This is a genomic window from Marinicauda pacifica, assembly GCF_004793635.1.
Lineage (GTDB): Bacteria > Pseudomonadota > Alphaproteobacteria > Caulobacterales > Maricaulaceae > Marinicauda > Marinicauda pacifica.
Genome location: NZ_SRXV01000001.1, coordinates 741,028 through 767,849, shown reverse-complemented (window position 1 = coordinate 767,849; position 26,822 = coordinate 741,028). Strand labels below are relative to the sequence as shown.

Below are 26,822 nucleotides of genomic sequence, written 5' to 3'. Positions count from 1 at the left end.
GCCTCCTACAGCATGTTCAATTGCAAACGGGCTTCATCGCTCATCTGTTCAGGCGACCACGGCGGATCGAAGGTCAAGGTCACCTCGACTTTATCGACACCTTTTACTGTGTGGGCTGCGTCCTGAACCCAGCCCGGCATCTCGCCTGCGACGGGACAACCGGGAGCCGTTAACGTCATCTCGATCTTCATGGTCCGGTCTGTCTCCAAGTCTACCTTGTAGATCAGCCCGAGCTCGTAGATATCGACTGGAATCTCCGGATCGTAGACCGTCTTCAGTGCCGCAACCGTATCAGTCGTGATCCGCTCGATCTCGGCCTGGGGAATACTCTCCTCCAGAGATTGATCCGCTTCAGGTGCGGGCGCGGCCTCGTCCTTGCCGACCGGGCTGGCCGACAGGTCAATCACATCGCGGGTCTGTGTGGTCACATTATCCATAATAAATCCTCGACTCCTCAGATGAGGAAGCTTCTGGCCTTCTTCAATGCCTCCAGGAAGGCATCCACATCCTCAGCCGTGTTGTAGAGAGCGATGCTGGCGCGCACCGTGGCGGTGACGCCATAGCGCTTCATCAGGGGGTGCGCGCAGTGATGTCCCGCCCGGACCGCGACGCCATACTTGTCCATGAGTTGGGCCAGATCATGGGCGTGGGCATTCTCCATGACGAAGGAGACGATCCCACCTTTTTCCTGTGCTGTGCCCAGGACGCGCACATCATCAAACTCGTCGAGGCCCGCCATCATGCGGTCCAGCAGGGACAGCTCATGGGCATGGATCGCCACCCGGTCCTGCGCCGTCAACCACTCGATCGCGGCCCCCAGGCCAATGACCTCGGCAATGGCGGGAGTGCCGGCCTCGAACTTGTGCGGCGCATCAGCGTAGACCACGCCGTCTTCACTGACCTCGGCGATCATCTCTCCGCCCCCCTGATACGGGGCAAGCCTGTTCAGCCAGTCTCCAGCCGCATACAGGACACCGACCCCATTGGGTCCGTAGAGCTTGTGGCCGGTAAACGCAAAGAAGTCACAGCCCAGTTCGGCTACGTCGATATGGCTATGGACGGCAGACTGGGTGCCGTCGAACATGATGGGAACACCATGCGCGTGCGCAATCTCGGCCAGCCGGGTCGCCGGGTTTAACGTGCCCAGAACATTGGACATATGGACCAGGCTCACGAAACGTGTCCGAACGCTGAAAAGCGCCTCATAGGCCTCCAGATCAATGCGCCCGTCCTCGGTGACCGGAGCCCATTTGATCACTACGCCCTTGCGTTCGCGCAGGAAATGCCAAGGCACGATATTGGAGTGGTGCTCCATCTGCGAAAGGATGACTTCGTCACCCTCTTCCAGGGTCTGGCCGATGGAGGAGGCGACAAGATTGATCGCGTCGGTCGCGCCTTTGGTCAGCACGATCTCCTCGCTGCGCTCCGCACCGATGAATCGCCCAATCGTCGCCCGAGCGTTTTCGAAGGCGGCGGTCGCCTCATTGGCGAGCGTATGCAGACCGCGATGCACATTCGCGTAAGACCCGCGCCAGACATCTGCCACGGCCTCAATCACCGCTTCGGGTTTCTGCGCGGAGGCGGCACTGTCCAGATAGATCAGCGGCTTACCATTCACGTCGCGCTTCAGGATCGGAAACTGTTCGCGCGCCGCGTAGGGATCGAAACCGGCTTGCGGTTTGCTCAACGCATTCATGTCAGTGCCTCCAGCGCGGTGCGCAACTTGGCGAGAAGATCGTCGCGGCGCACCTCGTCGGTGATGGCATCGAGAGGTTCTGCCAGAAAGCTCTCCGTCAGAAGTGCACGGGCCTCGGTCTCGCTCATGCCGCGCTGGCGCATATAAAACAGCGCATCATCGTCGATGGCCCCGAGCGCGTTGCCGTGTGCGCACACGACATCGTCGGCATAGATCTCCAACTCAGGCTTGGCATCGATTTCCGCGCCGTCGCTCAGCAGCATCCCGCGATGCTGCATCTCTGCATCGGTCTTCTGGGCCGCCCGGTCCACGGCAATCTTGCCTTGGAACACGCCCCGCGCACGATCCCCGGCCGCTCCTTTAAACAACTCACGCGTCTCTCCATTCGGCCCGGTGTGATGAACCAATGTCGTCTGGTCGAGATGGCGCTTGCCCGAAAGGAGATATGACCCGGCCAGTGAAACCTTTGCGCCCTCGCCCGGATGAATGACATGCGTTTCAAGACGGGCCAGGCGGGCGCCGAAGCCAAGCGTGGTTTGCTTGAAGCCGGCCTCCGTTCCCAGCTCTATCCTGGACGTCACCACCAGCACCCCGTCATCGCTGCCTGCCTGCTCAATGGTGCGCTCCAGCCGGGCACCTGATCCCAGACGGACAAGGATGGCAATATTGGCGAGGCTCGCGTCTGTGACGGCATAACGCTCATCGAGGCGCGCTGAGATTCCCGGAGCGACATCGACCACGATCAGCGTGTGCCCGGTACCGGCATTCGCTTCGATGTCGAGTGAAAGAACGTCATCCTGACGTTCCAGACGATAGAGGCTCGCATCACCGCCCAGCGCAGCGGCCAGGCGCGGCATGACTCCGGCCATGACATCGTCATCGCCCGGCGCTCTACGCTCATCGGGCTCGCGCGACGCGGACACGGTGAGCGGGACCTGACCGGATTCGACGCGAGAAAGCGCAGTCTTGAGATCGCTCCACTTCCACTCTTCCACCCGGCGATGGGGCAGACCTCTCGCTTCAAGATCTTCGCGCAACTCGGCCCGCCAGCCGCTGCCGGAAGCAGAGAGATCGCGAAGAAAGCCATGTTCGATCGGAGAGAGTTTGACAGGCAGTGTCATTACGCAGCCTCGCCGGTGAACTTGTCATAGCCCTCTCGCTCGAGTTCATGAGCGAGTTCTGGCCCACCACTCTTCACGATCCTTCCGTCGGACAGGATGTGAACCTTGTCCGGCGTCAGATAGTCGAGCAGGCGCTGGTAGTGTGTAATCACCAGCATGCCACGGTCTGGCGCGCGAAGGGCATTGACCCCCTCTGCCACCACCTTGAGCGCATCAATATCGAGTCCGGAATCGGTCTCGTCGAGTATCAAGAATTTAGGCTGCAGCATCAGCGCCTGGAAAATCTCCATGCGCTTCTTCTCGCCTCCTGAGAATCCCACATTCACAGGCCGCTTGAGCATGTCATTGGAAATGCCCAGCTTGGCGGCGTTCTCGCGTGCCGCTTTCATGAATTCCGGCGCGGAGATCGGTTCTTCACCGCGCGCCTTACGCTGAGCGTTGGCCGCCTCCTTCAGGAAAGTCAGCGTGGGCACGCCAGGAATTTCGACTGGATACTGGAAGGACAGGAAGAAGCCACGAGCCGCGCGTTCCTCCGGCTCCATGGTGGTGAGGTCTTCGCCGTTGAACTCGACCGAGCCGTCAGTGACCTCATAGCCCTCTCGGCCAGTCATCACATAGGACAGGGTCGACTTGCCCGAGCCGTTCGGGCCCATGACGGCATGCACCTCGCCGAGCGGCACCTCAAGCGAGACCCCCTTCAGGATCGGCTTGTCCTCCGCGTCTTCGATTTCGACGCGCGCGTGAAGATTCTTGATTTTAAGCATGCGTGTCGTCCTTTCTTAACCCACTGAACCTTCGAGGCTCACTTTAAGAAGGCTCTGGGCCTCGACGGCGAACTCCATCGGCAATTCCTGGATGACCTCGCGGCAGAAGCCGTTCACCAGAAGCGCAACAGCCGCTTCCTCGCCTAAACCGCGCTGACGCGCATAGAAAAGCTGTTCTTCGGAGAGCTTGGAGGTGGTTGCCTCGTGCTCGAGCACGGCTTTGGGCGTCTTGGCCTCGATATAGGGCACGGTATGCGCGCCGCATTCGTCGCCGATCAGCAGGCTATCGCACTGGGTGAAGTTGCGTGCGCCCGTGGCGTTCTTGTGGATCGACACCAAGCCGCGATACGTCTGGTCGGAACGCCCCGCCGAAATCCCCTTCGAGATGATCCGGCTTTTAGTGTTCTTTCCAAGATGGATCATCTTGGTGCCGGTATCAGCCTGCTGGCGTCCATTGGTCACCGCAATCGAATAGAACTCGCCTTGCGAATTATCGCCGCGCAGCACGCAGCTTGGATACTTCCAGGTGATCGCGGAACCGGTTTCGACCTGCGTCCAGCTTACCTTGGAATTTCGACCGCGGCAGTCGGCGCGCTTGGTCACGAAATTGTAGACGCCGCCCTTGCCCTCCGCGTCGCCTGGCCACCAGTTCTGCACGGTGGAGTATTTGATCTCGGAATCGTCGAGGGCGACGAGCTCCACGACAGCTGCATGCAGCTGATGCTCGTCGCGCATCGGGGCCGTGCACCCTTCAAGGTAGGATACGTAGGCCCCTTTGTCGGCAATGATCAGCGTGCGTTCAAACTGGCCTGTGCCCTGAGCGTTCATCCGGAAATAAGTCGACAACTCCATCGGGCAGCGCACGCCCTCCGGGATGTAGACGAAGGAGCCATCGGAAAAGACCGCGCTGTTCAGTGTCGCAAAGAAATTATCCGTCGGTGGGACGACGCTTCCGAGATACTGGCGCACCAGCTCAGGGTATTCCTGCAAAGCCTCGGAAATCGACATGAAGATCACGCCGGCCTTCTTCAGCTCCGCCTTGAACGTTGTGGCGACTGACACGGAGTCGAACACCGCGTCCACCGCGACCTTCGGCTTCTCGCGCGCTTCTGCAGCAGTCTTGTCCTCAGCGCCTTCGACGCCCAAAAGCACCTCGGCCTCGCGAAGCGGGATGCCGAGTTTCTCGTAGGTATCGAGCAACTCCTTGGGAACCTCGTCCAGGCTCTTGTATTTCGCGCCCGTCTTCGGTGCGGCGTAATAAATCGCATCCTGGTAGTCGATCGGCGGATACTTCACCTTGGCCCAATCTGGCTCAGTCATCTTCGTCCAGCGGCGATAGGCATCAAGGCGCCAATCGAGCATCCAGTCGGGCTCGTTCTTCTTGGCAGAGATGAACCGGACGGTGTCTTCGTCCAGCCCCTTTGGGGCGTATTCTTGTTCGATTTCAGTCGTAAAGCCGTATTTGTACTTGTCTGATTCCAGCTTCTTGACGTCTTCGATCGTTTCTTTGACCGCAGGCATCTACGTCACCTTCCGTTCGCTTAACTGGCCGTGGCGAGCGTGCGCTGCGCCTTGGCCCGGGCCGACAGCCACGCGTCTGCGAAGGCTTCGGCATCGTGTTTCGTGTTCGTGTACCCAAAGCTGACGCGCAGAGCGCTTGCCGCGTGCGCCTCGCTTGCACCCATCGCTTCAAGTACGCGTGATCTTCTGATCTTGCCCGACGAGCACGCGGAGCCGGCACTGACAGCGAAGCCCGCCAGATCCATCGCAATCACCTGAATCTCGCTGGGCCACCCCTCAACGGACAGGCAGATCGTGTTGGGCAATCGCTCGGCGACCTCGCCCCAGACCTGAAGGTCGGGTGCCCCGACGCGGATTTGTCGGATCGTGTGATCACGAAGCCCAATCAGTCGCTCGAAGTCGTTCCGGTCGGCGACGGCGGCTTCTACTGCCGCGGCGAATCCGGCGATTCCCGGAAGGTTCTCGGTACCGCAGCGCCGCCCTTTCTCTTGGCCGCCACCGATCATTCGGGGGGTTACGGGGGCATCGCAGTCAAGGACGAGCGCCCCGACGCCTTGCGGTCCACCAACCTTGTGGGCGGAGAACGCCGTATAGTGCGCAAGCGATGCGGCAACGTTGTAATCAACCTTGCCAAGCGCCTGAACGGCATCAACGTGAAAAAGACCACCGGCCTCGCGCACGATCCGTCCGGCCGCCTCCACAGGCTGGATCACGCCCGTCTCGTTATTTGCCGCCATGAGCGAAACGAGGATCGGCCCGTTGGTACTTGTCTCGCCATTGAGACGCTGAGCCAGCCAATCGAGATCGGCGACTCCGTGCTCATTGACGGGCAATATCTCGACCGCAACACCGCTCGCTTCTGCTGCAGCCATTACCGCACTGTGCTCGACCGCGGAGACGATCAAGGTTTTCGCTCCGGCCTCGCACGCGCTGAAAACGGCCAGATTATTCGCTTCAGTTCCGCCTGAGGTGAACACGACGTCCTCGGCCCGGGCTCGTACAGATCGCGCAATCGCTTCGCGGGCCCGTTCCAGCACCCCCTTGGCCTTACGTCCACTGGAATGAATCGAGGAGGGATTACCGGGACGAGACATGACGTCCAGCATCGCGTCGCGCGCCTCGGGTCTCACCGCAGTGGTGGCATTATGGTCGAGGTAAACAGTCACTATTCCGCAGCCGCCCCCAGTGCGAAGTGCTGTCCACTCGCTGCGCCCATAACACGGCGCTGCAGAACATCCTCAAGCGTAACGCCATTGAGAAACAGATGGATGTGGCGGCCCAGCTCATCCCATAGATCGTGCGTGATGCATCGCCGCCCGCCTTCCAGGCAGCCGCGCGAAGCATTGCCACACCGGGTGACTTCGACGGGCTCCTCGACGGCAACCATGATATCGGAAATACGGGTTTGATCTGCAGAACGGGCAAGCTTGTAACCGCCGCCCGGCCCGCGCACGGATTTCACGAGGCCTGCCTTTCGAAGCTTGGCAAAAAGCTGCTCAAGGTAGGAAAGCGAAATTTCCTGTCGCGAAGCTATATCGCCCAACGTGACAGGAGCTTTTTTCGACGCCTGGGCGAGATCAACCATCGCCATCACCGCATAGCGGCCCTTTGTGCCAAGTTTCATGGGTCTACCCTTCTAGACAGGAACAGCCATACCGGATGCGCCAACGCTCTCGCTTTAACCTGCAGGCATGTGTTATGAGGCCCGCCACACCACTCTGAACCGCCGCGCACTCTTTCATTTAGGTTTCCGAGCGCAGAGGTCAAGTATTCGCCCCCAGCCCGTCTGTAACTTAACGATTCAGCGGAATCAAAGACCAGGCGCAGCACTCAGGTATTGATCGAAGGACACGTTTTTAAGCCCATGCCCGACGTCATCATTTCCGGCCCGGCCGGCCGTCTCGAAGGCAAGTACAGCCCCGCCAAGGAAGAAGGCGCACCCGTTGCGCTAATTCTTCATGCTCACCCGCGCGGCGGTGGTCACATGGAAACGCCTGTCAATCTGATGATGTACGACCTGTTCAAGCAGCGCGGGTTTGCGGTTCTGCGATTCAATTTCCGCGGGGTCGGACGCAGCCAAGGCGTGTTCGATCAGGGATTTGGCGAGTTGTCGGATGCCGCGACCGCCTTGGATTGGGCCCAGGCCCATAACCCGAATGCGCCCTATTGCTGGGTCGCGGGACACAGCTTCGGCGCGTTTGTGGGGATGCAGTTGCTCATGCGCCGACCGGAGATCGCCGGCTTCATCTCGGTCGCGCCGCCGACGAACATGTATGATTTTACCTTCCTAGCGCCCTGCCCGGCCTCTGGTCTGATTGCTCATGGCGACGCTGATTCCATTATCTCGCCCGAGGACATGGAGCGCGTCATGAGTAAGGTCCGGGTTCAAAAAGGCATCGAGATCGAACGCGATATCATTCCTGGCGCCTTCCATCTTTTCACCAACCATGTCAGCGAGCTGGAATCTTCGGTCTCAAGGTATCTGGACCGCCGCCTGGCTCAGCTCAACGCGCCGTCGCTGGAATCGAAGGACAAGAAGAAGCGCTAGACGTCAGAGCTGTGCGGGGAGCGCGATCCGTCCGCCGAGTAGCGGATGGGCGACCCCTGTCGTTCCCGGAAAGCTGATGGGAAGCCCCAGCTCGGTGCGCGCGGCGAGAAAGGCGAAGGCCTCCGCCTCGATCAGGTCACCGCGCCAGCCAACCGCCTCGGCGGAATGGACGATGATGTCTGCCGCCACCTCTATAAGCGCGAGCAGCGTCGTATTTTTGCGACCTCCCCCGCACACGAGGAGCCGCTCGGGACGTTCAGGCAGGCGATTTAACGCCAGTCCTACCGTACGTGCGGTCAGGACCGACAAGGTGGCCGCACCATCGGCAGTGGTCAGATTGCGCACAGGATCGAGCGAAAAATCCCAGCGGTCCAGAGATTTGGCTCCATCCCGTGAGAAATGGGCGTGGTCCAAATATTCCGCTAATGCCCCTTCATGCACCCGGCCCTGCGCCGCCATCTGACCGTTTCGATCCATAGCCTCACCGGTTCGTTCTTCGATGAAAGCGTCGATCAGGCCGTTGGCGGGACCGGTATCGAATGCGATCAGGCCGCCATTAGAGTCGACAAGGGTCAGGTTTCCCACACCACCGAGATTGAGAATACCGAGCGGACGCTCAAGCCCTGACGTGTCAGCCAGGGCCTTGTGATACACGGGTGCCAGAGGTGCGCCCTGACCGCCGGCAAGCACATCATCGGTTCGAAAATCGTAGGCCACGGCGCACCCCAGAATATCCGCCAGTGCCTGCCCGTCGCCTAGCTGGCGTGTACGCCCCGGCGCGCCTCCCGCAGGAGCTTGGTGGAGCACAGTCTGCCCGTGAAACCCGATCAGATCGAGATCTGACGGTCGACATCCCGCCATTTCACAAGCCGCGTGTACGGCTTCTGCATGGGTTCGCATCAAAACCTCATTGGCCTTCGCGAAAGCTAGGGGCTCCTCGCCCTGAAATCGCCAACCCAGCGCCGCCTCCACGGCCTCTGCCAGAACCGCCCGTTCTTCGGAGGTATAGGGTCGTTCCAGTCCCGGCCCGAACGCGGTGATCATGTGTCCATCCGTATCGAGGATCGCGCAATCTACCCCGTCGAGCGAGGTGCCGCTCATCAAGCCGGCGATTCTCATGGTTGGGGCTCCAGCGTTTCATCCGTCGCGCCAGCTTCATCCGCCGTCGGCGAGGCCTCGTCGATCGTCTCACCGGGGTCGGCCTGTGAGGGCTCTCGGCTTCGTTCTCGTTCGAGACGCTCGGCCTCCAAGGCATCGAGTTCCCGTTCGGCAGATGTCCCTTCGAATATTCGCCGCAAGACGCCTGGCGCGAGCGCCGACAAGGGATTAGCCGTTACACGCGTCTCGTCGAATTCGCCCTGAACCGAGAAGGTAACTCCGATAACCCCCTCTCCCTGACGCGACGTCAGCAGACCACCAACCAGGGGAAGGTCTCCAAGCACGGAGTTGACGCCATATGAGGGGAGCAAGGTGCCGTCGATCGCCACACGCTGAGTAGCGGTGTCAACCAGACCTGTCCAGGTGACGCCGAGTGCAGGTCCGGCCACTCTCGCTTCAGGCATTTCCAGCACACCATTTTGCCAGACAAACTGCCCCTCCAGACGCTCGAAGACCAGACCCTGGCCACTCAGGAGGCTACCAAGGCCTTCCAGCGAACCAGCCGCCAGAATTCGGGCCAGTAGAGGCATGCGCTCAAGCACAAAACCGTTGGCTTCGAGACGTCCCTCCATCGGTCCCGCCTCGCCTAGGGTCGGCGCCCGTGCCTCCAGATACAGCTCGCCGCCGCTGGCATTGTCGAATCCGGTGAAGGCGCGCAGCAGAGCGCTGGCATCCGCGCTGTTCACCACCAGCTGCCGCGGGCCTTCCAGGTCTCCGTCTGGCCCGAAGCGCACCTCGACCGGACCGGCGCGGGTCTGGCCGGAGAAACTGAAGCCGCGAATGCCGCGCTCGACGGAGTCCAGATAGAGACGCGCGTTGGTGAAACTCTCCCCGCGCACCTCGACCGTGTCGACCCCGGCTTCGAAGAGCAACGGCAAGCCGCTCGATGTCCCGTCAGACCCTCCGGTGCGCGGAAATGGCAACTCGTCGAAGAGAGTGCGTGCATTAAGGTAGGAGCCATTGACGGCGATATGCAGCCGGTCATCCTCTTGGCCTGCCCGGTCAGCCATGAGCGCGACATCCAGCAATCCTTCAACGAAGACTTCTTCGGCTGAGGCGCGGACCAGCCGGCCACCAGGCTCAAGCACGGCGTTCGCCGCGATACGCGCGGTGGGAGCTGTAGCAGCCAGTTCGTCAACGTGGATTTCCCCGTTTGGCTCTATACTCAAAGTCAGTGTTGCCGCGGCGGGCACGCCGGGCGGCTTTTGCCACAGCTCACCGGGCAGCGCGATAGCGGCATCGGCCATGTCGAGAGTCAAAGTCGCATTGCGAAAATCGAAACCGTTGCCAAGCAGCCGCGCATCGACCCCCACCGGCCCGTTAAGGAACCGCCGGACCGGCAATCCAAACTGGTCGAGCGTCCCGGCGCCTGCAATCGAGGATACCGTGATCAAGGAGCTTGGCTGGTCCTCCGGCGTGTTGAAGCTCTCCTCCCAGCGAATACTAGCCCGGCTGCCAGCGAGATCGGCTTCACCCGTGCCGAGGAGACCGTCAGGGTTCGCCACCAATTCCACATCAGCGTCGGTGAAGCGCACGTCGCCCACGCCCGCGGGACCGGAGACGTTCTCGAATTGAGCTGTGACATCAAAGTCCACATCCTCCACGGCAACGTGCCGGCGCATGGGGCGACCGATCTCGAACCGGATCGCGCCCTCCCCATCAAAGGCTGCGGGATCGATGCCATAAGCGGTCGCGAACCCCATCGGCTCCTCGTCGAGAAGTGCGATCAGATCGCGTGCGGCGCCGCGCCCGGTCCCGCCGAAACGAGCCATTGCGCCTTTCGGGTTCAGGCGAGGAATGCGCACATAGATCGTTTCGGCCTGAAGGGATCCGATCTGGCCGCCGCCCCCGTCGAGAGTAAGCGAATTGCCGAGCAGCTCTGCCTCGCCGGATAACCCGGTCAGCGGTGTCATTGTGGACACATAACGCACGTCAGCATCCGCGAAGTTGAAACGCAGACTCAGCGCCTCGTCGTCCAGCTGACGCTCCGCGATCGCGCGAGCAGGAATGTCCAGATCAAGATGGGCGTCAAACAACGACCCGCCGATGATCGAGTCTCTGATCCAATCGCGAGCGCCGAGCGCGAAATCGACCGGCCAGTATCTAAGCACATCCTCCTTGCCGATCCGGCCCTCAATCGGCCCTTCGATAGTCAGGTTGGGTAACCACCGCTCCTCGACTTGCTGCAGGCTTACAGCCCCCGTGAAGCTGGCCTGAGCGCGCTCAACCGATAGATCGAGTTGTTCAAACCCGACCCGCAAGGCTCGGCGATCGAGGTCACCGCGCATGTCTGCCGACGTCCATACCAACGGTTCAGGGAAGACGCCGCCAGTGTCGATCGAGCCTGGTCCTGAACGCAATCGATACCGCGCGCGCGACGGCAGCGCGTCCTCATACCCGGATAGGCCAGTAAGCTCGCCTTGAAGGTCGAGTTGCACGAGTGAGGACTCGATCTGCAACACATCAAGATCGATGCGCCCGGCTGTCGTGTCATAGCTCAAGCGCAACGTGCCGCGCTCTATCGGTTCACGGCCGTTTGCTGCCAACCAATGACCCGCTCCCACTTCCAGGTCGATGAGAGCGCTGGTCAGTCCTTGCTCGCGGCTGGCATCGAGCACCAGGTCAAGATTCAGCGGTGCGTTGAACCGCCCCAGCATCTCGGTCCGACCACGTTGGGCCGAGATGCTGGAAGGAACCAGTTCGCGAACACGCAAATCGATGAAAAGCGATTGAAAATCACGTCCTGTTTCCAACCCCAATGCAATCGGGGTCTCGCCGGCAGAGGAAAGCAACGTGCCTGAGAGATCGGCGTCTATCCGATCCTCTGTCAGATCTACGTCAGCGCGAGTGTCTTCGAATAAAAGTGTGAGGCCATCATGATGGTCGACGTAGCGAATATCCGCCCCCCGAAGATCGATCTGCACCAGGCGGTCAAGCATCGAGCTCTGCGCAGCCTGGTTGAAAATCGCGAGACGGGCATCCAACCCACCTAAATTGTCATCGGAGCGAGCTGCGACGTATTCCGCATGGCCAAGACCGGCGGCAAACGACCCGTCGGCTCGGCGGACCACAGCGAAACTGCCTCCATCCGCATCGACGCGCACCGGCGCGAACCGCCCTATCAACAGGAGATCCAAGGCTAGACCCGCTTCGATATGGCGAGCGGCGCTGATTATCTGGCCTGAATCGCCAAAAACCTGAACCTCTTCGGCTCTCAGGACGAGAGTAGCCAGCTGCGGATCATAACTCAGAAGCAAGGCGCCGATCTCGGCCCGGCCCGCCCCAAACGCCCTGGCGGTTCGAGCTTCGAGCTCAGAGGCGAACATATCGACAGCAACTGGCCCGGCCGCCAGTCGCCACAACGCCAGCGCTACTCCGAATATCGCCAGCGCCAGGAGCGCCGCGATCGCTTCGAGCGTGTAGAGCAATGCCAGCCGCGCGGTGCGTTTCATCATGTCCGGATCGGCCCATCTTTCAGGCGAAGGACTGGACGTGACTTGTGAGCGTCCTCCATTAGTAGTCCCTCAGACACAGCGGCGACCCAGCAACGGAGACACACATGAGCGACCTCACCCCCGGCGACCCTGCACCTGATTTTTCCCTGCCTTCGCAGACGGGAGAAGACGTGTCTCTGGAGGCGCTACGAGGCAAAGCAGTGGTGCTCTATTTCTATCCTAAGGACGACACGCCGGGATGCACGAAGCAAGCCATGGCATTTACAGAGAATTTCGCCGAGTTCGAGGCTGAGGGTGCAACCATCATCGGGGTTTCCAAGGACACCGCCGCCAAACACGCTAAATTCGTCGACAAGCACGGCCTGAAGCTCACCCTTCTTTCGGACGCGGACGCAGATGTGTGCGAACGCTACGGTGTCTGGAAGGAGAAGAACATGTATGGCCGCAAGTATATGGGTATTGAGCGCTCCACTTTCCTGATCGGGGCCGATGGCACATTGCGGGAAATCTGGCGCAAGGTGAAGGTTCCCGGACATGCCGAAGCTGTGCTCGACGCTGTTCGAGCGCTATGAGCGATCAAAGCGCCCGGGATATCCGTCACGCATGCGTCGGCATTCTCGAAACGGGGAATACGGGAAGCAAGGCGGCCTTGGCCCGGGAGGTCGCCGCAGGGTGGCGCGCGGGCAGGTTCGAGTTCACCGCGAGCGAGCCCCTAGCCCCGGATCGTCCGGCACGACCACCGCGACCGCAGCTTGTATCTCCCGGCGGGGTCCCCCGGCGCAGGCTGAACAGCATTCAAGGCCGGTTTGCCCTGCTGCACGCGCTTGCCCACATCGAATTCAACGCCATCGACCTGGCCTTTGATATGGTGGCGCGCTTTTCCGCCGTGTCCGATTTGTGGCCGGAGGAGAGGCACGCCTTTATTTCTGACTGGATCGCGGTTGGCGATGACGAGGCGCGGCATTTTATGATGATTGAGAGCAGGCTGGTCGAACTAGGAGGACGCTACGGTGACCTGCCCGCCCATGACGGGCTGTGGAATGCAGCGATGGAGACCAGCGACGATCTTCTTGCACGTCTCGCTATCGCTCCGATGGTCTTAGAGGCCCGGGGTCTGGACGTTACGCCCGGAATGGCACAGCGTCTTCGTTCCGTGGGGGATGAGGCTAGCGCTGCCCATCTCGACGTCATCTACCAGGACGAAATTGCCCACGTCGCGGCCGGAACGCGTTGGTTCGAGCATATTTGCCGCCGACGCGGCGAAACGCCTCAAGAAAAATTTCATCAACTGGTCAGGGATCGATTTCGAGGGTCTCTCAAGCCTCCATTTAACGTAAAGGGCCGTGCCAGTGCAGGGCTTAGCGAAAACATGTACCGGCCGGTCGCTCAGCGCGAATTGCCGCAGAACACCACCTAAGATATGGCAGAACCCTGTCGCGGGCATATAGTTTGCATCGAGTTGATTGAAACAACGCGCAATCTTGTGTCAGATACGCGCGCCTGAGGGTTGAGGGGCAGACAGGGTATCGCAAGCGCATGGTGAAACGTATTCTCGCCGGCCCGTGGGAAGCGCTCAAAGAGCGCTTTCCTGATCGGCAGATCTACCACCGCACTGAAGGCCAGGTTCGCTATTTCGTTGTTCGCACCGAAATGCAGGTTGGCGCAATCGCGGCCGCTTGCCTGGTTGCGATGTGGGTCGCGATCGCCACTGTCAACATGGTGGTAAACACCGCAGACGATCGCGGCGACAAGGCGCGACTGGCAGCTCTAGAAGCACGCTATCAGGAGATGCTGGAAGAGGCGCGCGCCGCTGAGGCGGCCGCGATCGCCTATCTTGAAAGCCGCACCGACCAGTTTGACCGCACGGCCGGCGAATTTCAGATGCGGCACGAAACGCTGCGCCGTCTTATGGACTTCGCCGAAGACCTTCAGATCGGCGGCGGGAATGAAAGCCCGTCCTTGGGCGGCGGCGAGATTCTGATGGCGGCCACCACCGCCGACCCGGATCCACGAACTGCGCTCGTTTCGCTCGATCATCGCGCCGGTGGCGAAGCCGGCGCTGAAGGCCGGGTCCAGCAGCTCGTGGAAGAGCAGGATGCGCTGCTCGCCGAAGCAGAAGACTCCGCCGAGGCGCGCCTTGAAAATCTGAGAGCGGTGCTGCGCCTCACCGGCTTGCGGCTGGATGATGTCATCGAGCACGAGAGCCCTGATGGCGGCGGTACCGGCGGCCCTTTCATTCCGCTCGAAGACAGCCAGCTTTTCGGAACGTCGCTCGACCTTGAAAATCCGTTTAACGCCCGTGTCTCGCGCATTGCGGCGCGCCTTGTGGAAGCGGAGTCGCTTTCCGAGGCCGTTACCGCCCTTCCGCTAGGCGAGCCTGTCGGCGACGGTTTTCGTGAGACGAGCGATTACGGCACCCGGATCGATCCGTTTACCCGCCGTGCGGCATTTCATGCCGGCAAGGATTTCGCGGCATACCGAAACGCGCCGATCGTGGCCGCGTCACCGGGTCGGATCGTTTACGCTGGCTGGCGCGCAGGGTATGGTCGCACCGTTGAGGTTGATCACGGCTACGGATTCAAGACCCGGTACGGCCATCTCAACTCGATCGATGTGCGCCGCGGTGACGAGGTCACGGCAGGTCAACGCATCGGGGGCATGGGGTCCACCGGCCGGTCTACGGCCACGCACCTTCACTATGAGATTTGGTATCAAGGTGATCACCTTGATCCTGAGCGCTTTTTGAGAGCGGGACGCTATGTTCAGTAAAAAAGAGACTCCTACCACTACTACTACCACCGCCCATAACCCTCCACCCCAGGCTGGCCATGCGCCGGTGCAATCGAAAAGGTCGGCCATGAAAGCGCAAGCCCCATCCATCCTGAGCTCCGACCTGGTCATCACCGGGTCGATCAGTTCCGAAGGCGAGGTCCAGCTTGATGGCGAAGTGCGTGGCGACGTCCGCGCCGGGACGCTCACCATTGGCGAAGAAGCCTCGGTCCACGGAGAAGTCGTGGCTGACTCCGTCATCGTGCGCGGCCGGATCGAAGGCTCAATTCGCGCCCGTCAGGTCCAGCTGGCCTCCACCGCCCGGATCGACGGCGACATCGTGCATGCCACGCTGGCGATCGAGAGCGGTGCGTATTTCGACGGTCATTGCCGCCGCGATTCAGACCCGCTGAGCGACAAGTCTTCCAGCACCAAGGCGGCGGCCCAGCCCGCTGCTCAGAGCGCTCCCAAGCCGCAGGACTCCAGCACGCCGCCATCCGCACCGCCGGCCCCGAAAAGCGCCAGCGCGGCAAGCGGCAGCAGCTCAGGCTCGGTGTTCGGCGATTCGAAGCCCAAGGCAGGCGCCGGTTCCGACCCGTTCAAGGCCTCCTGACGCTCCGCGATCCCGCGCGGAGACCGCAAACGATCAACGCCCGCCCGCGCCCCTTCAGATCGGCGCGGGCGGGCGTTCTGCGTTCCGGAGACGCGATTTCGGTGGTCGGCGGTCCAGCCTGAAAATGACCGCCCGGTCTATTTTGGCCAGATCAGGAACAGGTAGACGCCGTAGCTGGCGAGCAGGACCAACCCCTCCCATCGCGCCACGCGCAGGCCGGTCGCGGCGAAGACGAGCAGCAACGCTGAAACCCCGACCATTATGAGATTGTCGAACCCCACAATCTGCTGGGGGACCGTACTTGGGGCGATCAGGGCGGTCGTGCCGCCAATTCCCAGAATATTGTAGATATTCGAGCCGACAATATTGCCGAAGGCCACGTCGCCCTGCCGCTTCAGCGCCGCGATCACGGACGTGACCAGTTCCGGCATCGAGGTCCCGACCGCCACGATGGTCAGGCCGATTACCGTTTCGGGGATGGCGAAGGCTTGCGCGAGAGAGACAGCGCCCCTCACGAGGAAAGACCCGCCCACCACCACCAGGACAAGCCCCGCGACAGCAATCAGCAAGGCAACGAATACGGATCGGTCGCGCCGCGCCGGATTTCCCGGTTCGAGGGCCGGGTCGGCTGCCTGAAGGGCCGCACTCTTGTCAAAGACCGCCCCGTGCCCGGCGGCGCTGCGCTCCTGTTGAAAGGCGAGGTAGATGTATGCAACGAGCCCGACCAAAAAGACCGCGCCGGCAATCCGTCCCATGGGCATGAGCGCCGCCAGCACCGCGAAGCCGACAGCCACGGCCAGCATCACGACTGCATCGCGCTTCAACGCTGACGATGCGACCGCAATGGGGAAGATAACCGCAGACACGCCTGCGATCAGCAGGATGTTGGCAATGTTGGAGCCCACGATGTTGCCGAACGCAATTCCGGGTGAGTCCGCCAGAGCAGCCTGAACCGATGTGACAAGTTCAGGCATGGACGTGCCGAACCCGACCAGCGTCAGTCCGATGACGAGCGGTGAGACGCCGAGGCGCTCTGCCACGCCAACGGCGCCGCGCACCAGGAGGTCCCCACCCAGAATGAGGAAGATCAAACCTCCCAGAAGCGGAAGCCATGTCTCAAGCATTGTCTTGTCCTAAAGCCTAAAAATGCGATCGCAGCGGGTGACGTCCCGGAGATTTATGCGGATTGCGTTCGCTATCCTCCCCGGCGCACACACGTCAGGACTCGTCTTCTACTCCAACGCGTGCAGCGAGCGCGGCGGCCATGAAGTCATCAAGGTCGCCGTCCAGCACGCCCTGCGTGTCAGAGGTCTCTACGTTCGTGCGAAGGTCCTTGACCATCTGATAGGGCTGAAGAACGTAGGATCGAATCTGGTGACCCCAACCGATTTCGGTTTTGGAATCGGCTTCCGCCTGCGCAGCTTCCTCCCGCTTTTGAAGTTCGAGCTCATACAGCCGCGCACGCAGCATGTTCCAGGCGGTCGCCCGGTTCTTGTGCTGCGACCGGTCGGCCTGACACTGAACCACGATGCCTGAGGGCACATGGGTCAAGCGAATGGCAGAATCGGTTTTGTTGATGTGCTGACCGCCAGCGCCGGAGGCGCGGAACGTGTCGGTGCGCACATCCTTCTCCGCGATCTCGATTTCGATGTTCTCGTCGATTTCGGGATAGACCCAGACGCTGGCGAAGCTGGTATGGCGGCGTCCGGAACTGTCGAACGGAGATATCCGTACGAGGCGGTGAATGCCGGCTTCATTCTTAAGCCAGCCATAGGCGTTCTCGCCTTTCACATGCAGAGTCACCGATTTGAGCCCGGCTTCCTCGCCGGCCTGTTCCTCGATCACATCGACCTTGAAGCCCGAGCTGTGTGCCCAGCGCGAGTACATGCGCGCCAGCATCGACGCCCAGTCCTGGGCCTCCGTGCCGCCCGCACCCGGATGGATCTCCACGAACGAGCTGTTCGCGTCCGCTTCTCCGGACAGCAAGGCCTGTAACTCCGCCCGACGCGCACGGTCGGCAAGCGCCTTCAACGCCTGCTCTGCTTCATCGAGTAGGGAGGAATCGTCCTCCATCTCAGCCAGTTCGGCAACTTCCAGCGTGCTTTCGAGCTCGGCCTCGATCTCGCGCACTTCTGTCATGGCGGCGTCCAGCTTGTTGCGCTCCTTCATGAGCGCCTGGGCTTCGGTTGGCCGGTTCCAGAGCGAGGGGTCTTCAGCTTTCGCGTTCAGTTCATCGAGTCGTTTCTGGGCTGTATCCCAGTCAAAGACGCCTCCTCAGCAGTTCACTCGACTGCTGGATGGCTTGATTGAGGGCGGTCATTTCGGCGCGCATGGGCAGAGCTCCTCACGCGATGGAACAGAGAAATCGGAAGGGCGCGGGATAGCGAGACTGAGCCGCTAATACAAGCCGCTCAGATCGTCCTCTTCATCTTCTTCGCTGCCAGAGTCAGGCTCCTCCTCCGGGGTGCGCCCGCCCAGAGCGCCACTGCCAAAGGACAGGCTTTCCTCCGCTGCGCTCTGGCCGCGGGTCGGCTCGGTACCCGGCTTGAACGCCTCCATGATCGTGAACGGACGCCCGATGACGGACGGTTCGCCGGTCTGCCGGTCGATGGGCACAAATCGCACGCCCTCGGGCACGCGGAAGGGCGCAGCCGGGTAATCCTGCAGAGCCGACTCGAGGAATTCCTGCACGATGGGAACCGCAACCCGGCTACCGGCTTCGCCCGAACCCAGCGGCCGGGGTGTGTCGAAGCCCACATAGGTTGCCGCGATCAGGTCCGGTCCAAAGCCCACAAACCAGGCATCGCGAAAATCGTTTGTGGTGCCGGTCTTGCCCCCCAACGGACGGCCCAGCGCCCGCAGACGCGCGCCAGTCCCGCGTTCGACAACGCCTTCCAGCATGTGCACGACCTGGAATGCCGTGACCTCGTCGATCACACGCTCGCCTAGCACCGGCAGATCAGGCTCTTCGACCTCCGGGCCCCATTCCTCAACGTCACAGCCTTCGCACGAGCGCTGATCGTGAACGTAGATCGTTTCACCGGATCGCGATTGAACGCGGTCCAGCAGGGTCGGCTCGATGTAGCGCCCGCCGTTCACGAGTGCAGAGTAAGCCGCCACCAGCCTGAAGAGCGTCGTCTCGCTGGCGCCAAGCGCCATGGAGAGATTTGGCTGCACCTGATCGTAGAGACGGAAATCCTCGCCGATCTGGACGATCGGGGCCAGCCCGAGATCCTGGGCCAGACGCACCGTCATCACGTTGCGCGACAGCTCAAGTCCCAGACGCAAGGGGGACGGGCCATAAAACTCGTTCGAGTAGTTCTGAGGCCGGTAGAAGCGCATCTCGCTATCGCCGGAAGCGACAAAGGGCGCGTCAAGAATGATGCTCGCCGGGGTCCAGCCATTCAACAAGGCTGCGGCGTAGACGAAGGGCTTGAACGAGGAACCGGGCTGACGGCGCGCCTGTGTGGCGCGGTTGAACTCGCTTTGCTCGAACGAATACCCCCCGACCATGGCCAGCACGCGGCCGGTATAGGGGTCAATCGCGATAATGCCGCCGTTCACCTCGGGAACCTGCCGCAAACCATAGGCATCCGCCGGCGGCAGGTCTTCGGCATCCTCTGCCATGTCGGCCCGCAAAGGCTCGACCAGGATCACGTCGCCTTCTGACAACATGGCGGACGGCGCCGTGATCTGTGCTCCCAGAGCCGGAAACCCGTCCTCACGGGTCAACGGCTCGCGTGCCCACCCCAGCGCCTCCAGCGAAATCGACCCGCGTTCGCCGCTCAGCAGGCCGACCTCTGCCGCGCTCGAAGACAGGCCGGTGACCACCGCCACGGTCCAGGTCTCGTCCAGATCGGGTGGCGGCGTGAACTCGGCCAGCTGGTCGCGCCAGGATTCCATGCTGTCGAAGTGTGTGAGCGGCCCGCGATACCCGTGACGCCGGTCATACGCCTCAAGTCCGTTGCGGAGCGCACGGCGCGCAGTCAGCTGCATGGTCGTGTCCAGCGTGGTGCGAATGGACAAACCGCCATCGTAAAGCTGGTCCTCGCCGTAGAGATCGAAAACCTCCCGCCGGACCTGCTCCACGAAATAATTGGCCGCCAGGTATTGCGAGCCGGACAGGCGCTCTCCGCTTTCCAGCGGCATGGCCTGCGCGGCATTCATCTCTTCGCGCGTGATGTAACCATTGGCGTGCATGCGCTCGAGCACCCAGTTGCGCCGGCCGATGGCCGCGGCGCGCTCGCGCTCGGGATGGTAGTTGGACGGGCCCTTGGGCAAAGCGGCCAGATATGCGGCCTCATGAAGGTCCAGCTCGTCCAGTGACTTGCCGAAATAATTCAGCGCGGCTGCCGCAACGCCATATGCCCGGTTACCCAGATAGATCTCATTGAGATAGAGCTCGAGTATCTGATCCTTGGTAAAGGCACGCTCCATGCGCCGCGAGATCACGATTTCGCGCACCTTGCGTTCGATCCGCTGATCGGCGGAGAAGAGGAAATTCTTGGCCACCTGCTGCGTGATCGTCGACCCCGATTGAAGAGGGCCGCCCTGCCCGCGCGCAATCTGGATTGCGGATCGCAAGCCGCCCCGCGCCATCCCGAAAAAGTCGACGCCGCCGTGATTGTAGAAATTCTTGTCTTCAGCGGACAGGTAGGCGTTGATTACGAGCGGCGGGATATTCTCGATGGGCACGAAGACGCGTTGCTGCCGCGCAAACTCGGCGATCAGCAAGCCGTCGCCGGCATGGACCCGGCTCATGATGGCCGGCTCGTACTCGGCAAGCTGTTGATACTCGGGCAGATCCTCGGTGACGCGCACGACATAGACCGCGACCGCGATGATCGCGGCCACGCCCAGAACGCCAACCGTCGCGCCGCCCCAGATCAGCGTGCGAAGCGCGTTCTTCCAGGTGAATACTTTCATACTGCCCTCTTGCACCCGCCGGCCGACAAACCGTGCCCTCGGCGCCGCGCGTTGTGAATGCGCGATTGGGCGGCATTATGACCGCCTTCGCGGTTCAATCCAATGAGGCTCAGATTGCCAGAACAGCGCTGACGGGCAATGTCAGCGGGCCGCGCCATCGGTGCGCGCAGCAAACTGCACGCCTGGGCTCTGACCGCAGGACGGGAAATGATCTTCCAGCGCGTTCACGATCGACGCCATGAGCCGGCGCCGATGGGCGTCGCTGTTCAGATTGCGGCTGTCCTGCTCGTTGGACAGGAAGCCCATTTCAAACAGCACGGCGGGAAACTGCGCATCCAGAAGCACCAGGAATCCGCGATGCTCGGGACGTTCGCGCAACAAGGGCGTTACCGAACGCGCTTCTGACAGAAGCTCGGTGGCAAACTGGTAGGAGCGGTTGAGCTTGTCTCCCATCGAAATGTCGAACAGGATTTCATTGACCTCATCGGGCCGGTTTGCCGCGTCAGGCAGGAACCAGTCGCCCTCTCGCCGGGCCCGCGTCCTTGAGCGGTTCACACCGGAGCTGGAAAGGACATAGGCCGCCGCCCCGCGCGCAGAACTCGATCCGGCCGCGTCCGAATGCAGCGACACGAACATGTCCGCTTCCGCCGCCCGGGCGATCCGCACCCGGTCTTCGAGATCGATGAAGACATCGCTCTCGCGGGTCATCACGACTTCGAACCGGCCGGTTGCCTCCAGCAATTCGCGCAGCACCCGGGCCGCCGCCAGATTGACGTCGGCTTCATGTCCGCCGCCGAACCGCGTCAGCGCCCCGGGATCGCGCCCGCCATGACCGGCATCGACCACGATCCGGGGCGATTCGCAGACCCCGGCCAGCGCATCGATCTGAGCATGCTCGGCAAGCAATTGGGTCAGGGTCTGGCTGCGCTCTGGAAAACCGGCCGCTTCGATGAAATCGGCTTGTGTGGACGGGTTGATGTCGATCACCATGCGGTAGCCGCCATCGGTGGGATCGAGCACCATTTCCTGATTGATACGCGAGGGCCCGTCCAGATTGAAAACCAGGCGCGGGTGGAGACCCGAGGGGTCGAAGCGGAAATCCTCGAACAGCCCGTGGCCGAGGCCTTGCCCGTTGTCGAGGCCGCTGACGCGCCATTGAGCACCCGGCAGAGAAACCACCAGGCGCGGATTGGGTTCGGCCAGAACAAACGCATCGAACTCGATCGGCGAGTCGGCCTCGATCACGACCCTGGAGAACGTGTCATGGGCGCCGAAGCGAACTGCGGTCACATCAGTCGCGAACGCGCTGGCACCCAGTCCCGCCACGGCAATGGCAGAGCCCAGAATGCCGACAATTCTCGCGAGCGATTTTATGACCATGACCACCACCTGCCTCGATCCGGGATGTCCGTTTGAACGGATCTGTGAGCAGGAACGATAGGGCGCTTTGTTTTAGATTCGGTTAGCGAACCGTGTACCACGTCTAACACGGCACGCTGTGCTTTTCATCGTCAGGCAGATGGTGCATTGTGACATCCGTTGCAGGAGTCTCTGACTTTTGAGGGCCTTTGGCCTGATCAGGGTGATCCTTGCAACCTGTCCGGTCCGTCCTTCAGACAGGGCCGGTTGAGCCGAAACCATTATCGACGCGCCCCGCCGTCCAGTACCGCAGCACTCGTTGCCTGGACATCCAAAAGGGACGCGAAGAACGCCAGTCACCGGTGGCCCGCGCCGGCTCCCTCGTTCGGAGCGCGCTGCAACAAAGGGCCATCAAAGGAATACACCAATGCGCCATGCGCGTTCGACATCGCTGAAACCAAACCGCGAGTCCCACGCCGCGCGCCCCCTGCAAAGCCAATGCCTGACCACTCCGCTCGCCGTTGCGTGCGGAAACGTCGATGCATGGCATGGAGCCCCTTTTTATGCCGCAGAAAATGCTGATCGATGCCGGCCACCCGGAGGAAACCCGGGTCGTGCTCGTCGACTCCAACCGAGTTGAAGATTTCGACTTCGAATCATCCACCAAGAAGCAAATTCGAGGAAATATCTATCTGGCCAAGGTGACGCGGGTCGAACCCTCGCTCCAGGCCTGTTTTGTCGAATATGGCGGGAACAAGCACGGCTTCCTCGCCTTCAACGAAATTCACCCCGACTACTACCAGATACCCTTCGAGGATCGCGAAAAGCTGCGCGAGGCTGAAGCCGAGATCGAGGGCGAGCTGAATGCCGACCCGATCGAGGTCGAAGACGGCGAAACCGAATCGGTCGGAAATAACGACGACGACGAAATTGTCGAGGAAGCCGCCCGCAAACGCCGCCAGCTCCTGCGCAAGTACAAGATCCAGGAAGTCATCAAACGCCGCCAGGTCCTTCTGGTCCAGGTCGCCAAGGAAGAACGCGGCAACAAGGGCGCCGCGCTGACGACCTATCTGTCGCTGGCCGGACGCTATTGCGTGCTGATGCCGAACACGGCGCGCGGCGGCGGCATTTCGCGCAAGATCGCGATTGCCTCGGACCGCAAGCGCCTGAAGAGCATCGTCAACGAACTCGAAGTGCCGCAAGGCATGGGATTGATCATCCGGACGGCCGGAGCGTCGCGCACCAAGCTCGAGGTCAAGCGCGATTACGAATATCTGATCCGGTTGTGGGAGACGATCCGCGAGCTGACGCTTCAGTCGACGGCGCCGACCCTCATCTACGAGGAAGGCAACCTGGTCAAACGTGCGATCCGCGATCTCTACGACAAGGATATCGAGGAAGTCCTGGTCGAAGGCGAAGAGGCCTATAAAGAGGCCAAGGCCTTCATGCGCATGCTGATGCCCAGTCACGCCAAGAAGGTTCAGCACTACAGGGACGACACGCCGCTCTTCCAACGCCATCAGGTCGAGAGCCAGCTTGAGGCGATCTATTCCCCGATCGCGCAGCTCAAGTCGGGCGGCTATATCGTGATCAACCCGACCGAGGCCCTGGTCTCGATTGACGTGAACTCCGGGCGTGCCACCAAAGAACGCAATATCGAGCAGACGGCCCTGAAGACGAATATGGAAGCGGCCGAGGAGGCCGCCCGCCAGATGCGTCTTCGCGACCTGGCAGGTCTGCTGGTCATCGACTTCATCGACATGGACGAGAACAAGAATGTTCGCGCGGTCGAGAAGAAGATGAAGGACGCGCTCAAGAAGGATCGCGCGCGCATCCAGGTCGGTCGGATTTCACAATTCGGCCTGATGGAAATGAGCCGCCAGCGCAGGCGGACCAGCCTGATGGAAGGATCGACCCAGGTTTGCAGCCATTGCGGCGGGTCGGGCTTCATGCGCTCGGTGGAATCCAGTGCCCTGCTGGCACTGCGCACGCTGGAAGAAGAAGGACTGCGCGGCCGCACCGCCAAGGTCGAGCTCAGAGTGCCGATGGATGTCGCGCTCTACCTTCTCAACGAGAAGCGGGAGTCTCTGCACGCCATCGAAGCGCGCTTTGACATGAAGGTCATCGTCACGACCGACGAGACGCTGATCCGGCCGCACCTCACACTGGACCGCCTGGAGACACGCAAGGAGGCCGCTCGGGCCAGGGCGGAGGCGCGCGCTGAATCCCCGGCGATTACCGAGGCCGATATCGAGCCGCGCGTCCAGGACGTGTCGGATGACGATGACGACTTTGACGACGTCGACGATGACGTCGAGGACGAGGCCGACGAGACCGCCGATTCCGACGCGCAGGACGACACCGCCAACGCTCGCGAGCGGAGCTCTGGAAACCGCGTCGACGGCGCGGAAGATGACGGCAGCCGCAAGCGGCGCCGTCGCGGCCGCCGAGGCGGACGCGGCCGCCGGCGGCGCGGGGGTGATAACGGTCAAAACGAGGCCGGTGAAAACGCTGAAGCACGATCGGACAGCCAAGATTCCGATATGGCGCCTCGTACCGACACCGACCCCAGCGGCGATGACGTTCTGGCCGTCGTCGAGCCGGTCGGCGGGGATGATCTGACGCATGTCGCCTCCGACGAGGAGACCGCTGCACGCAAACGCCCGTCGCGCCGACGCAGCAGAGCCAAGACGGCCGATGACGCCCCTGCCGACAGCTCGCAGGACGCGGAAGCGAAGGCTGACGAGACACCCGCCGACAGGGAAAGCGGGACCGGCGAGGACAAACCCAAGCGCCGTCGCCGCCGCCGCAAGCCTGCCGCAGAAACTGCACAGCAGGACGATACGACGTCGGAGGCCAAGGACGAGACCAGCGAGTCTCAAGAAGAGGCGCAGCCCGTTTCGGATGTGGCAGACCAGCCGGACGAGGCCGAGAAGCCCGCCAAGCCGAAGCGGACCCGCCGCAAACCGGCCGCGAGCAAGGCCAAGCCCGATACATCCGCGACCGAGGAAACCACAGCTGCGGCGTCGGATGAGGCCAAGGCTGCCACCGAAGACGAGACCGGGACAAGCGCCAAGCCGGCGCCGAAAAAGCGCACGCGCAAGAAGCCTGCGCCCAAGGCCAAACCGGAGACCGAGACCGAGACGACCAGCGCACCGGCTCCAGCGGCCCGCACTGTCGAATCCCAGCCAGCCCCGGCTGAAACTCGGGCAGAGCCCGCCAAACCCGAACCGGCGGCGAAGCCGGCCGCAGACGAAGGGCCCAAGAAGCGCGGCTGGTGGCAGCGCTCAGGCAAGCTCTTCGGCCTCGGGAACGACTAGGCCTCATTGCGGCCTTGGTCTGGCCACGCAGTTCAGCTTTCATTCCGTCTAGCGCCATTTCACATGCTTGTGTGGCCTGACGGGATGAAAGCTGGTGCGGCTCGCGCTACACTGATGGTGATGCGGGGGCGCAGGAGATGAGGCTTCAATGCGGTTTATCTATCGGCTTGTGTTCGCCCTGAGCCTTACGCTTGGCGTATCCGCTCAGTCCTTCGCTCAAGGACTGATCCGCGACGCCGAGGCCGAGATCATGATGGAGCGCTACGCTGATCCGCTGATACAGGCGGCCGGTCTGAACCCGGATTCGGTGGACCTCTATCTGATCGGCGACATGGAGTTCAACGCCTTCGTGACCGGCGGCCAGAACATCTTCATGCATACCGGCGCTATCGTCATCGCCGACCAGCCCATCGAAATCAAAGGTGTACTCGCGCACGAAATCGGTCACATCGATGGCGCGCACCTGGCCCGTTTCGGCGATGCGTCGCGCGGGGCGTTGGCGACCATGGCAATGACCGTCGGCCTGGGTCTCGCGGCCGCGCTGGCAGGTGAAGGCGGTGCCGGAGCGGCCATTATGGCCTCCGGCAGCCAGTTCGCGACTCTGGACATGCTGCGCTATACGCGCGCCCAGGAAGCGGCTGCCGATCAGGCCGCCGCGAACTATCTCGAGGCCACAGGCCAGTCCGGACGCGGCCTGGTCGCGACGTTTGAACGCTTCCGTTATCAGGAAGTCATGTCCCGTCAGCGCCAGATGGAATATTTCCGCTCGCACCCGCTCTCCGCCGACCGCATCGGCGCCCTGAGGCGGAGCGTCGACAACTCCCCCTATGTGGACGTGACCGACACCCCGGAGGAGGTCGACGAGCTACGCCGCGTCCAGGCCAAGATCATCGGCTTCATGGTTCCGCCGGCCCAGACCTTCAATCGATATCCGGAGAGCGATACGTCGGTCCCCGCCCGGTACGCGCGCTCGGTCGCCTATTTCAAGCGCGGCGACCTCGATCACGCGCGAGCGGAATTGCAGACCTTGATGGATGAAGAGCCGGAGAATCCGTTCTTCCGCGAGCTGGAAGGTCAGATGCTGTACGAAAGCGGATTCATCGCGGAGTCCATCGCGCCGTACGAGCGTGCGGTAGAGCTGATGCCGGACTCCCCTCTCCTGCGCATCGGGCTGGCTACCTCGCTGATCGCGGCCGGCAGTACCGAACAGCTGGAATCGGCCAAGGCGCACCTGCGTTTTGCGCTTACCGAAGAGCCGGAAAATTCGCTCGGCTGGTACCAGCTCTCGATCGCCCACCAGGCGTTGGGCGAGCAGGCACTGGCCGAACTTGCAACGGCGGAACGCGCCTTCTCGGTAGGCAATAACGTTGAAGCCTATCAGTTCGCCACGCGGGCGCATGAGAGCCTGGAGAGCGGTACGCCTGCCTGGGTTCGCGCGGCGGAGTTGAAGGCGGTTGCCCAACCCTCGCCTGACGAGATTCGCGAATGGAATCGCAATCAGCGTCAACGGCAACCGCTTGCCCCGTCCCGGGGTCTCCGTTAAGTCCCGGCTTAGCCGCTTCCACCTGACAG

Annotated in this window: 20 protein-coding genes; 7 read left to right on the top strand and 13 right to left on the bottom strand. The window is 61.9% G+C overall.

What is annotated here, in order from left to right:
• Positions 1 to 5: 5 nt before the first annotated feature.
• The 7 genes from E5162_RS03730 to E5162_RS03700 are packed head-to-tail and all read right to left on the bottom strand — an operon-like array spanning position 6 to position 6,726.
• Positions 6 to 407: an SUF system Fe-S cluster assembly protein gene (locus E5162_RS03730; protein WP_371872218.1), complete on the bottom strand. Its 402-nt coding sequence runs from the start codon at positions 405 to 407 to the stop codon at positions 6 to 8.
• A gap of 47 nt (positions 408 to 454) precedes the next feature.
• Positions 455 to 1,696 carry a cysteine desulfurase gene (locus E5162_RS03725; protein WP_135943593.1) on the bottom strand — a complete coding sequence of 414 codons (1,242 nt, stop codon included), beginning with the start codon at positions 1,694 to 1,696 and terminating at the stop codon, positions 455 to 457.
• Complete coding sequence (sufD, locus tag E5162_RS03720; RefSeq protein WP_135943592.1) at positions 1,693 to 2,817, bottom strand: Fe-S cluster assembly protein SufD; 1,125 nt, start codon at positions 2,815 to 2,817, stop codon at positions 1,693 to 1,695. Before sufD ends, E5162_RS03725 begins: the two co-directional genes overlap by 4 nt.
• Positions 2,817 to 3,581, bottom strand: coding sequence for a Fe-S cluster assembly ATPase SufC (gene sufC, locus E5162_RS03715; RefSeq protein ID WP_135943591.1), 765 nt, complete (start codon positions 3,579 to 3,581; stop codon positions 2,817 to 2,819). The genes sufD and sufC overlap by 1 nt, the downstream gene beginning before the upstream one ends.
• A gap of 15 nt (positions 3,582 to 3,596) precedes the next feature.
• Positions 3,597 to 5,102, bottom strand: coding sequence for a Fe-S cluster assembly protein SufB (gene sufB / locus E5162_RS03710; RefSeq protein WP_135943590.1), 1,506 nt, complete (start codon positions 5,100 to 5,102; stop codon positions 3,597 to 3,599).
• A gap of 20 nt (positions 5,103 to 5,122) precedes the next feature.
• Positions 5,123 to 6,268, bottom strand: coding sequence for a cysteine desulfurase family protein (locus E5162_RS03705; protein WP_135943589.1), 1,146 nt, complete (start codon positions 6,266 to 6,268; stop codon positions 5,123 to 5,125).
• Positions 6,268 to 6,726 carry an Rrf2 family transcriptional regulator gene (locus tag E5162_RS03700; RefSeq protein ID WP_135943588.1) on the bottom strand — a complete coding sequence of 153 codons (459 nt, stop codon included), beginning with the start codon at positions 6,724 to 6,726 and terminating at the stop codon, positions 6,268 to 6,270. Before E5162_RS03700 ends, E5162_RS03705 begins: the two co-directional genes overlap by 1 nt.
• A 240-nt stretch (positions 6,727 to 6,966) precedes the next feature.
• Here E5162_RS03700 and E5162_RS03695 point away from each other — a divergent pair, with 240 nt between their 5' ends.
• The gene (locus E5162_RS03695) at positions 6,967 to 7,650 is read left to right on the top strand and encodes an alpha/beta hydrolase (RefSeq protein ID WP_135943587.1); all 684 of its coding nucleotides are present in this window, start codon (positions 6,967 to 6,969) and stop codon (positions 7,648 to 7,650) included.
• 3 nt (positions 7,651 to 7,653) lie between these two features.
• Here the strand turns inward: E5162_RS03695 and E5162_RS03690 are convergent, their stop codons facing one another.
• Both E5162_RS03690 and E5162_RS03685 read right to left on the bottom strand, forming a co-directional pair.
• Positions 7,654 to 8,769: an anhydro-N-acetylmuramic acid kinase gene (locus E5162_RS03690; RefSeq protein ID WP_135943586.1), complete on the bottom strand. Its 1,116-nt coding sequence runs from the start codon at positions 8,767 to 8,769 to the stop codon at positions 7,654 to 7,656.
• Positions 8,766 to 12,263: a YhdP family protein gene (locus E5162_RS03685; RefSeq protein WP_135943585.1), complete on the bottom strand. Its 3,498-nt coding sequence runs from the start codon at positions 12,261 to 12,263 to the stop codon at positions 8,766 to 8,768. Before E5162_RS03685 ends, E5162_RS03690 begins: the two co-directional genes overlap by 4 nt.
• Before the next feature lie 104 nt (positions 12,264 to 12,367).
• Here E5162_RS03685 and bcp point away from each other — a divergent pair, with 104 nt between their 5' ends.
• The 4 genes from bcp (at position 12,368) to E5162_RS03665 (ending at position 15,645) form a co-directional block, all read left to right on the top strand.
• Positions 12,368 to 12,835 (top strand): thioredoxin-dependent thiol peroxidase, encoded by a 468-nt coding sequence (gene bcp, locus E5162_RS03680; RefSeq protein ID WP_135943584.1) that lies wholly within the window; start codon positions 12,368 to 12,370, stop codon positions 12,833 to 12,835.
• A complete protein-coding gene (locus tag E5162_RS03675; protein ID WP_135943583.1) occupies positions 12,832 to 13,680 on the top strand; it encodes a ferritin-like domain-containing protein in 849 nt (282 codons plus the stop codon). Before bcp ends, E5162_RS03675 begins: the two co-directional genes overlap by 4 nt.
• 119 nt (positions 13,681 to 13,799) lie before the next feature.
• Positions 13,800 to 15,032, top strand: a complete 1,233-nt coding sequence (locus E5162_RS03670) for a M23 family metallopeptidase (RefSeq protein ID WP_135943582.1) — start codon at positions 13,800 to 13,802, stop codon at positions 15,030 to 15,032.
• An 88-nt stretch (positions 15,033 to 15,120) separates the two neighbouring features.
• Positions 15,121 to 15,645 carry a bactofilin family protein gene (locus tag E5162_RS03665; RefSeq protein ID WP_206751028.1) on the top strand — a complete coding sequence of 175 codons (525 nt, stop codon included), beginning with the start codon at positions 15,121 to 15,123 and terminating at the stop codon, positions 15,643 to 15,645.
• Positions 15,646 to 15,782: 137 nt separating this feature from the next.
• Here E5162_RS03665 and E5162_RS03660 read toward each other — a convergent pair whose 3' ends face one another.
• From E5162_RS03660 to E5162_RS03645, 4 genes are all read right to left on the bottom strand, one after another.
• Positions 15,783 to 16,769, bottom strand: coding sequence for a calcium/sodium antiporter (locus E5162_RS03660; protein WP_135943580.1), 987 nt, complete (start codon positions 16,767 to 16,769; stop codon positions 15,783 to 15,785).
• Between the two features lie 94 nt (positions 16,770 to 16,863).
• Positions 16,864 to 17,977 (bottom strand): peptide chain release factor 2 gene (gene prfB / locus E5162_RS03655; RefSeq protein ID WP_135943579.1). Its coding sequence is split into 2 segments (ribosomal slippage): positions 16,864 to 17,907 and positions 17,909 to 17,977, totalling 1,113 coding nucleotides; the frame shifts between segments, so codons are not numbered across the junction.
• Positions 17,978 to 18,042: 65 nt separating this feature from the next.
• Positions 18,043 to 20,571, bottom strand: coding sequence for a penicillin-binding protein 1A (locus E5162_RS03650; protein WP_135943578.1), 2,529 nt, complete (start codon positions 20,569 to 20,571; stop codon positions 18,043 to 18,045).
• Positions 20,572 to 20,712: 141 nt separating this feature from the next.
• On the bottom strand, positions 20,713 to 21,951 hold the full coding sequence (locus tag E5162_RS03645; protein WP_135943577.1) for an N-acetylmuramoyl-L-alanine amidase: 1,239 nt from the start codon (positions 21,949 to 21,951) through the stop codon (positions 20,713 to 20,715).
• Positions 21,952 to 22,493: 542 nt separating this feature from the next.
• Between E5162_RS03645 and E5162_RS03640 the strand changes: the two genes are divergently transcribed.
• Together E5162_RS03640 and E5162_RS03635 are read left to right on the top strand one after the other, a co-directional pair.
• Positions 22,494 to 25,250 carry a ribonuclease E/G gene (locus tag E5162_RS03640; protein ID WP_135943576.1) on the top strand — a complete coding sequence of 919 codons (2,757 nt, stop codon included), beginning with the start codon at positions 22,494 to 22,496 and terminating at the stop codon, positions 25,248 to 25,250.
• Positions 25,251 to 25,398: 148 nt separating this feature from the next.
• Positions 25,399 to 26,793, top strand: coding sequence for a M48 family metalloprotease (locus tag E5162_RS03635; protein WP_135943575.1), 1,395 nt, complete (start codon positions 25,399 to 25,401; stop codon positions 26,791 to 26,793).
• The last annotated feature ends 29 nt before the right edge of the window (positions 26,794 to 26,822 follow it).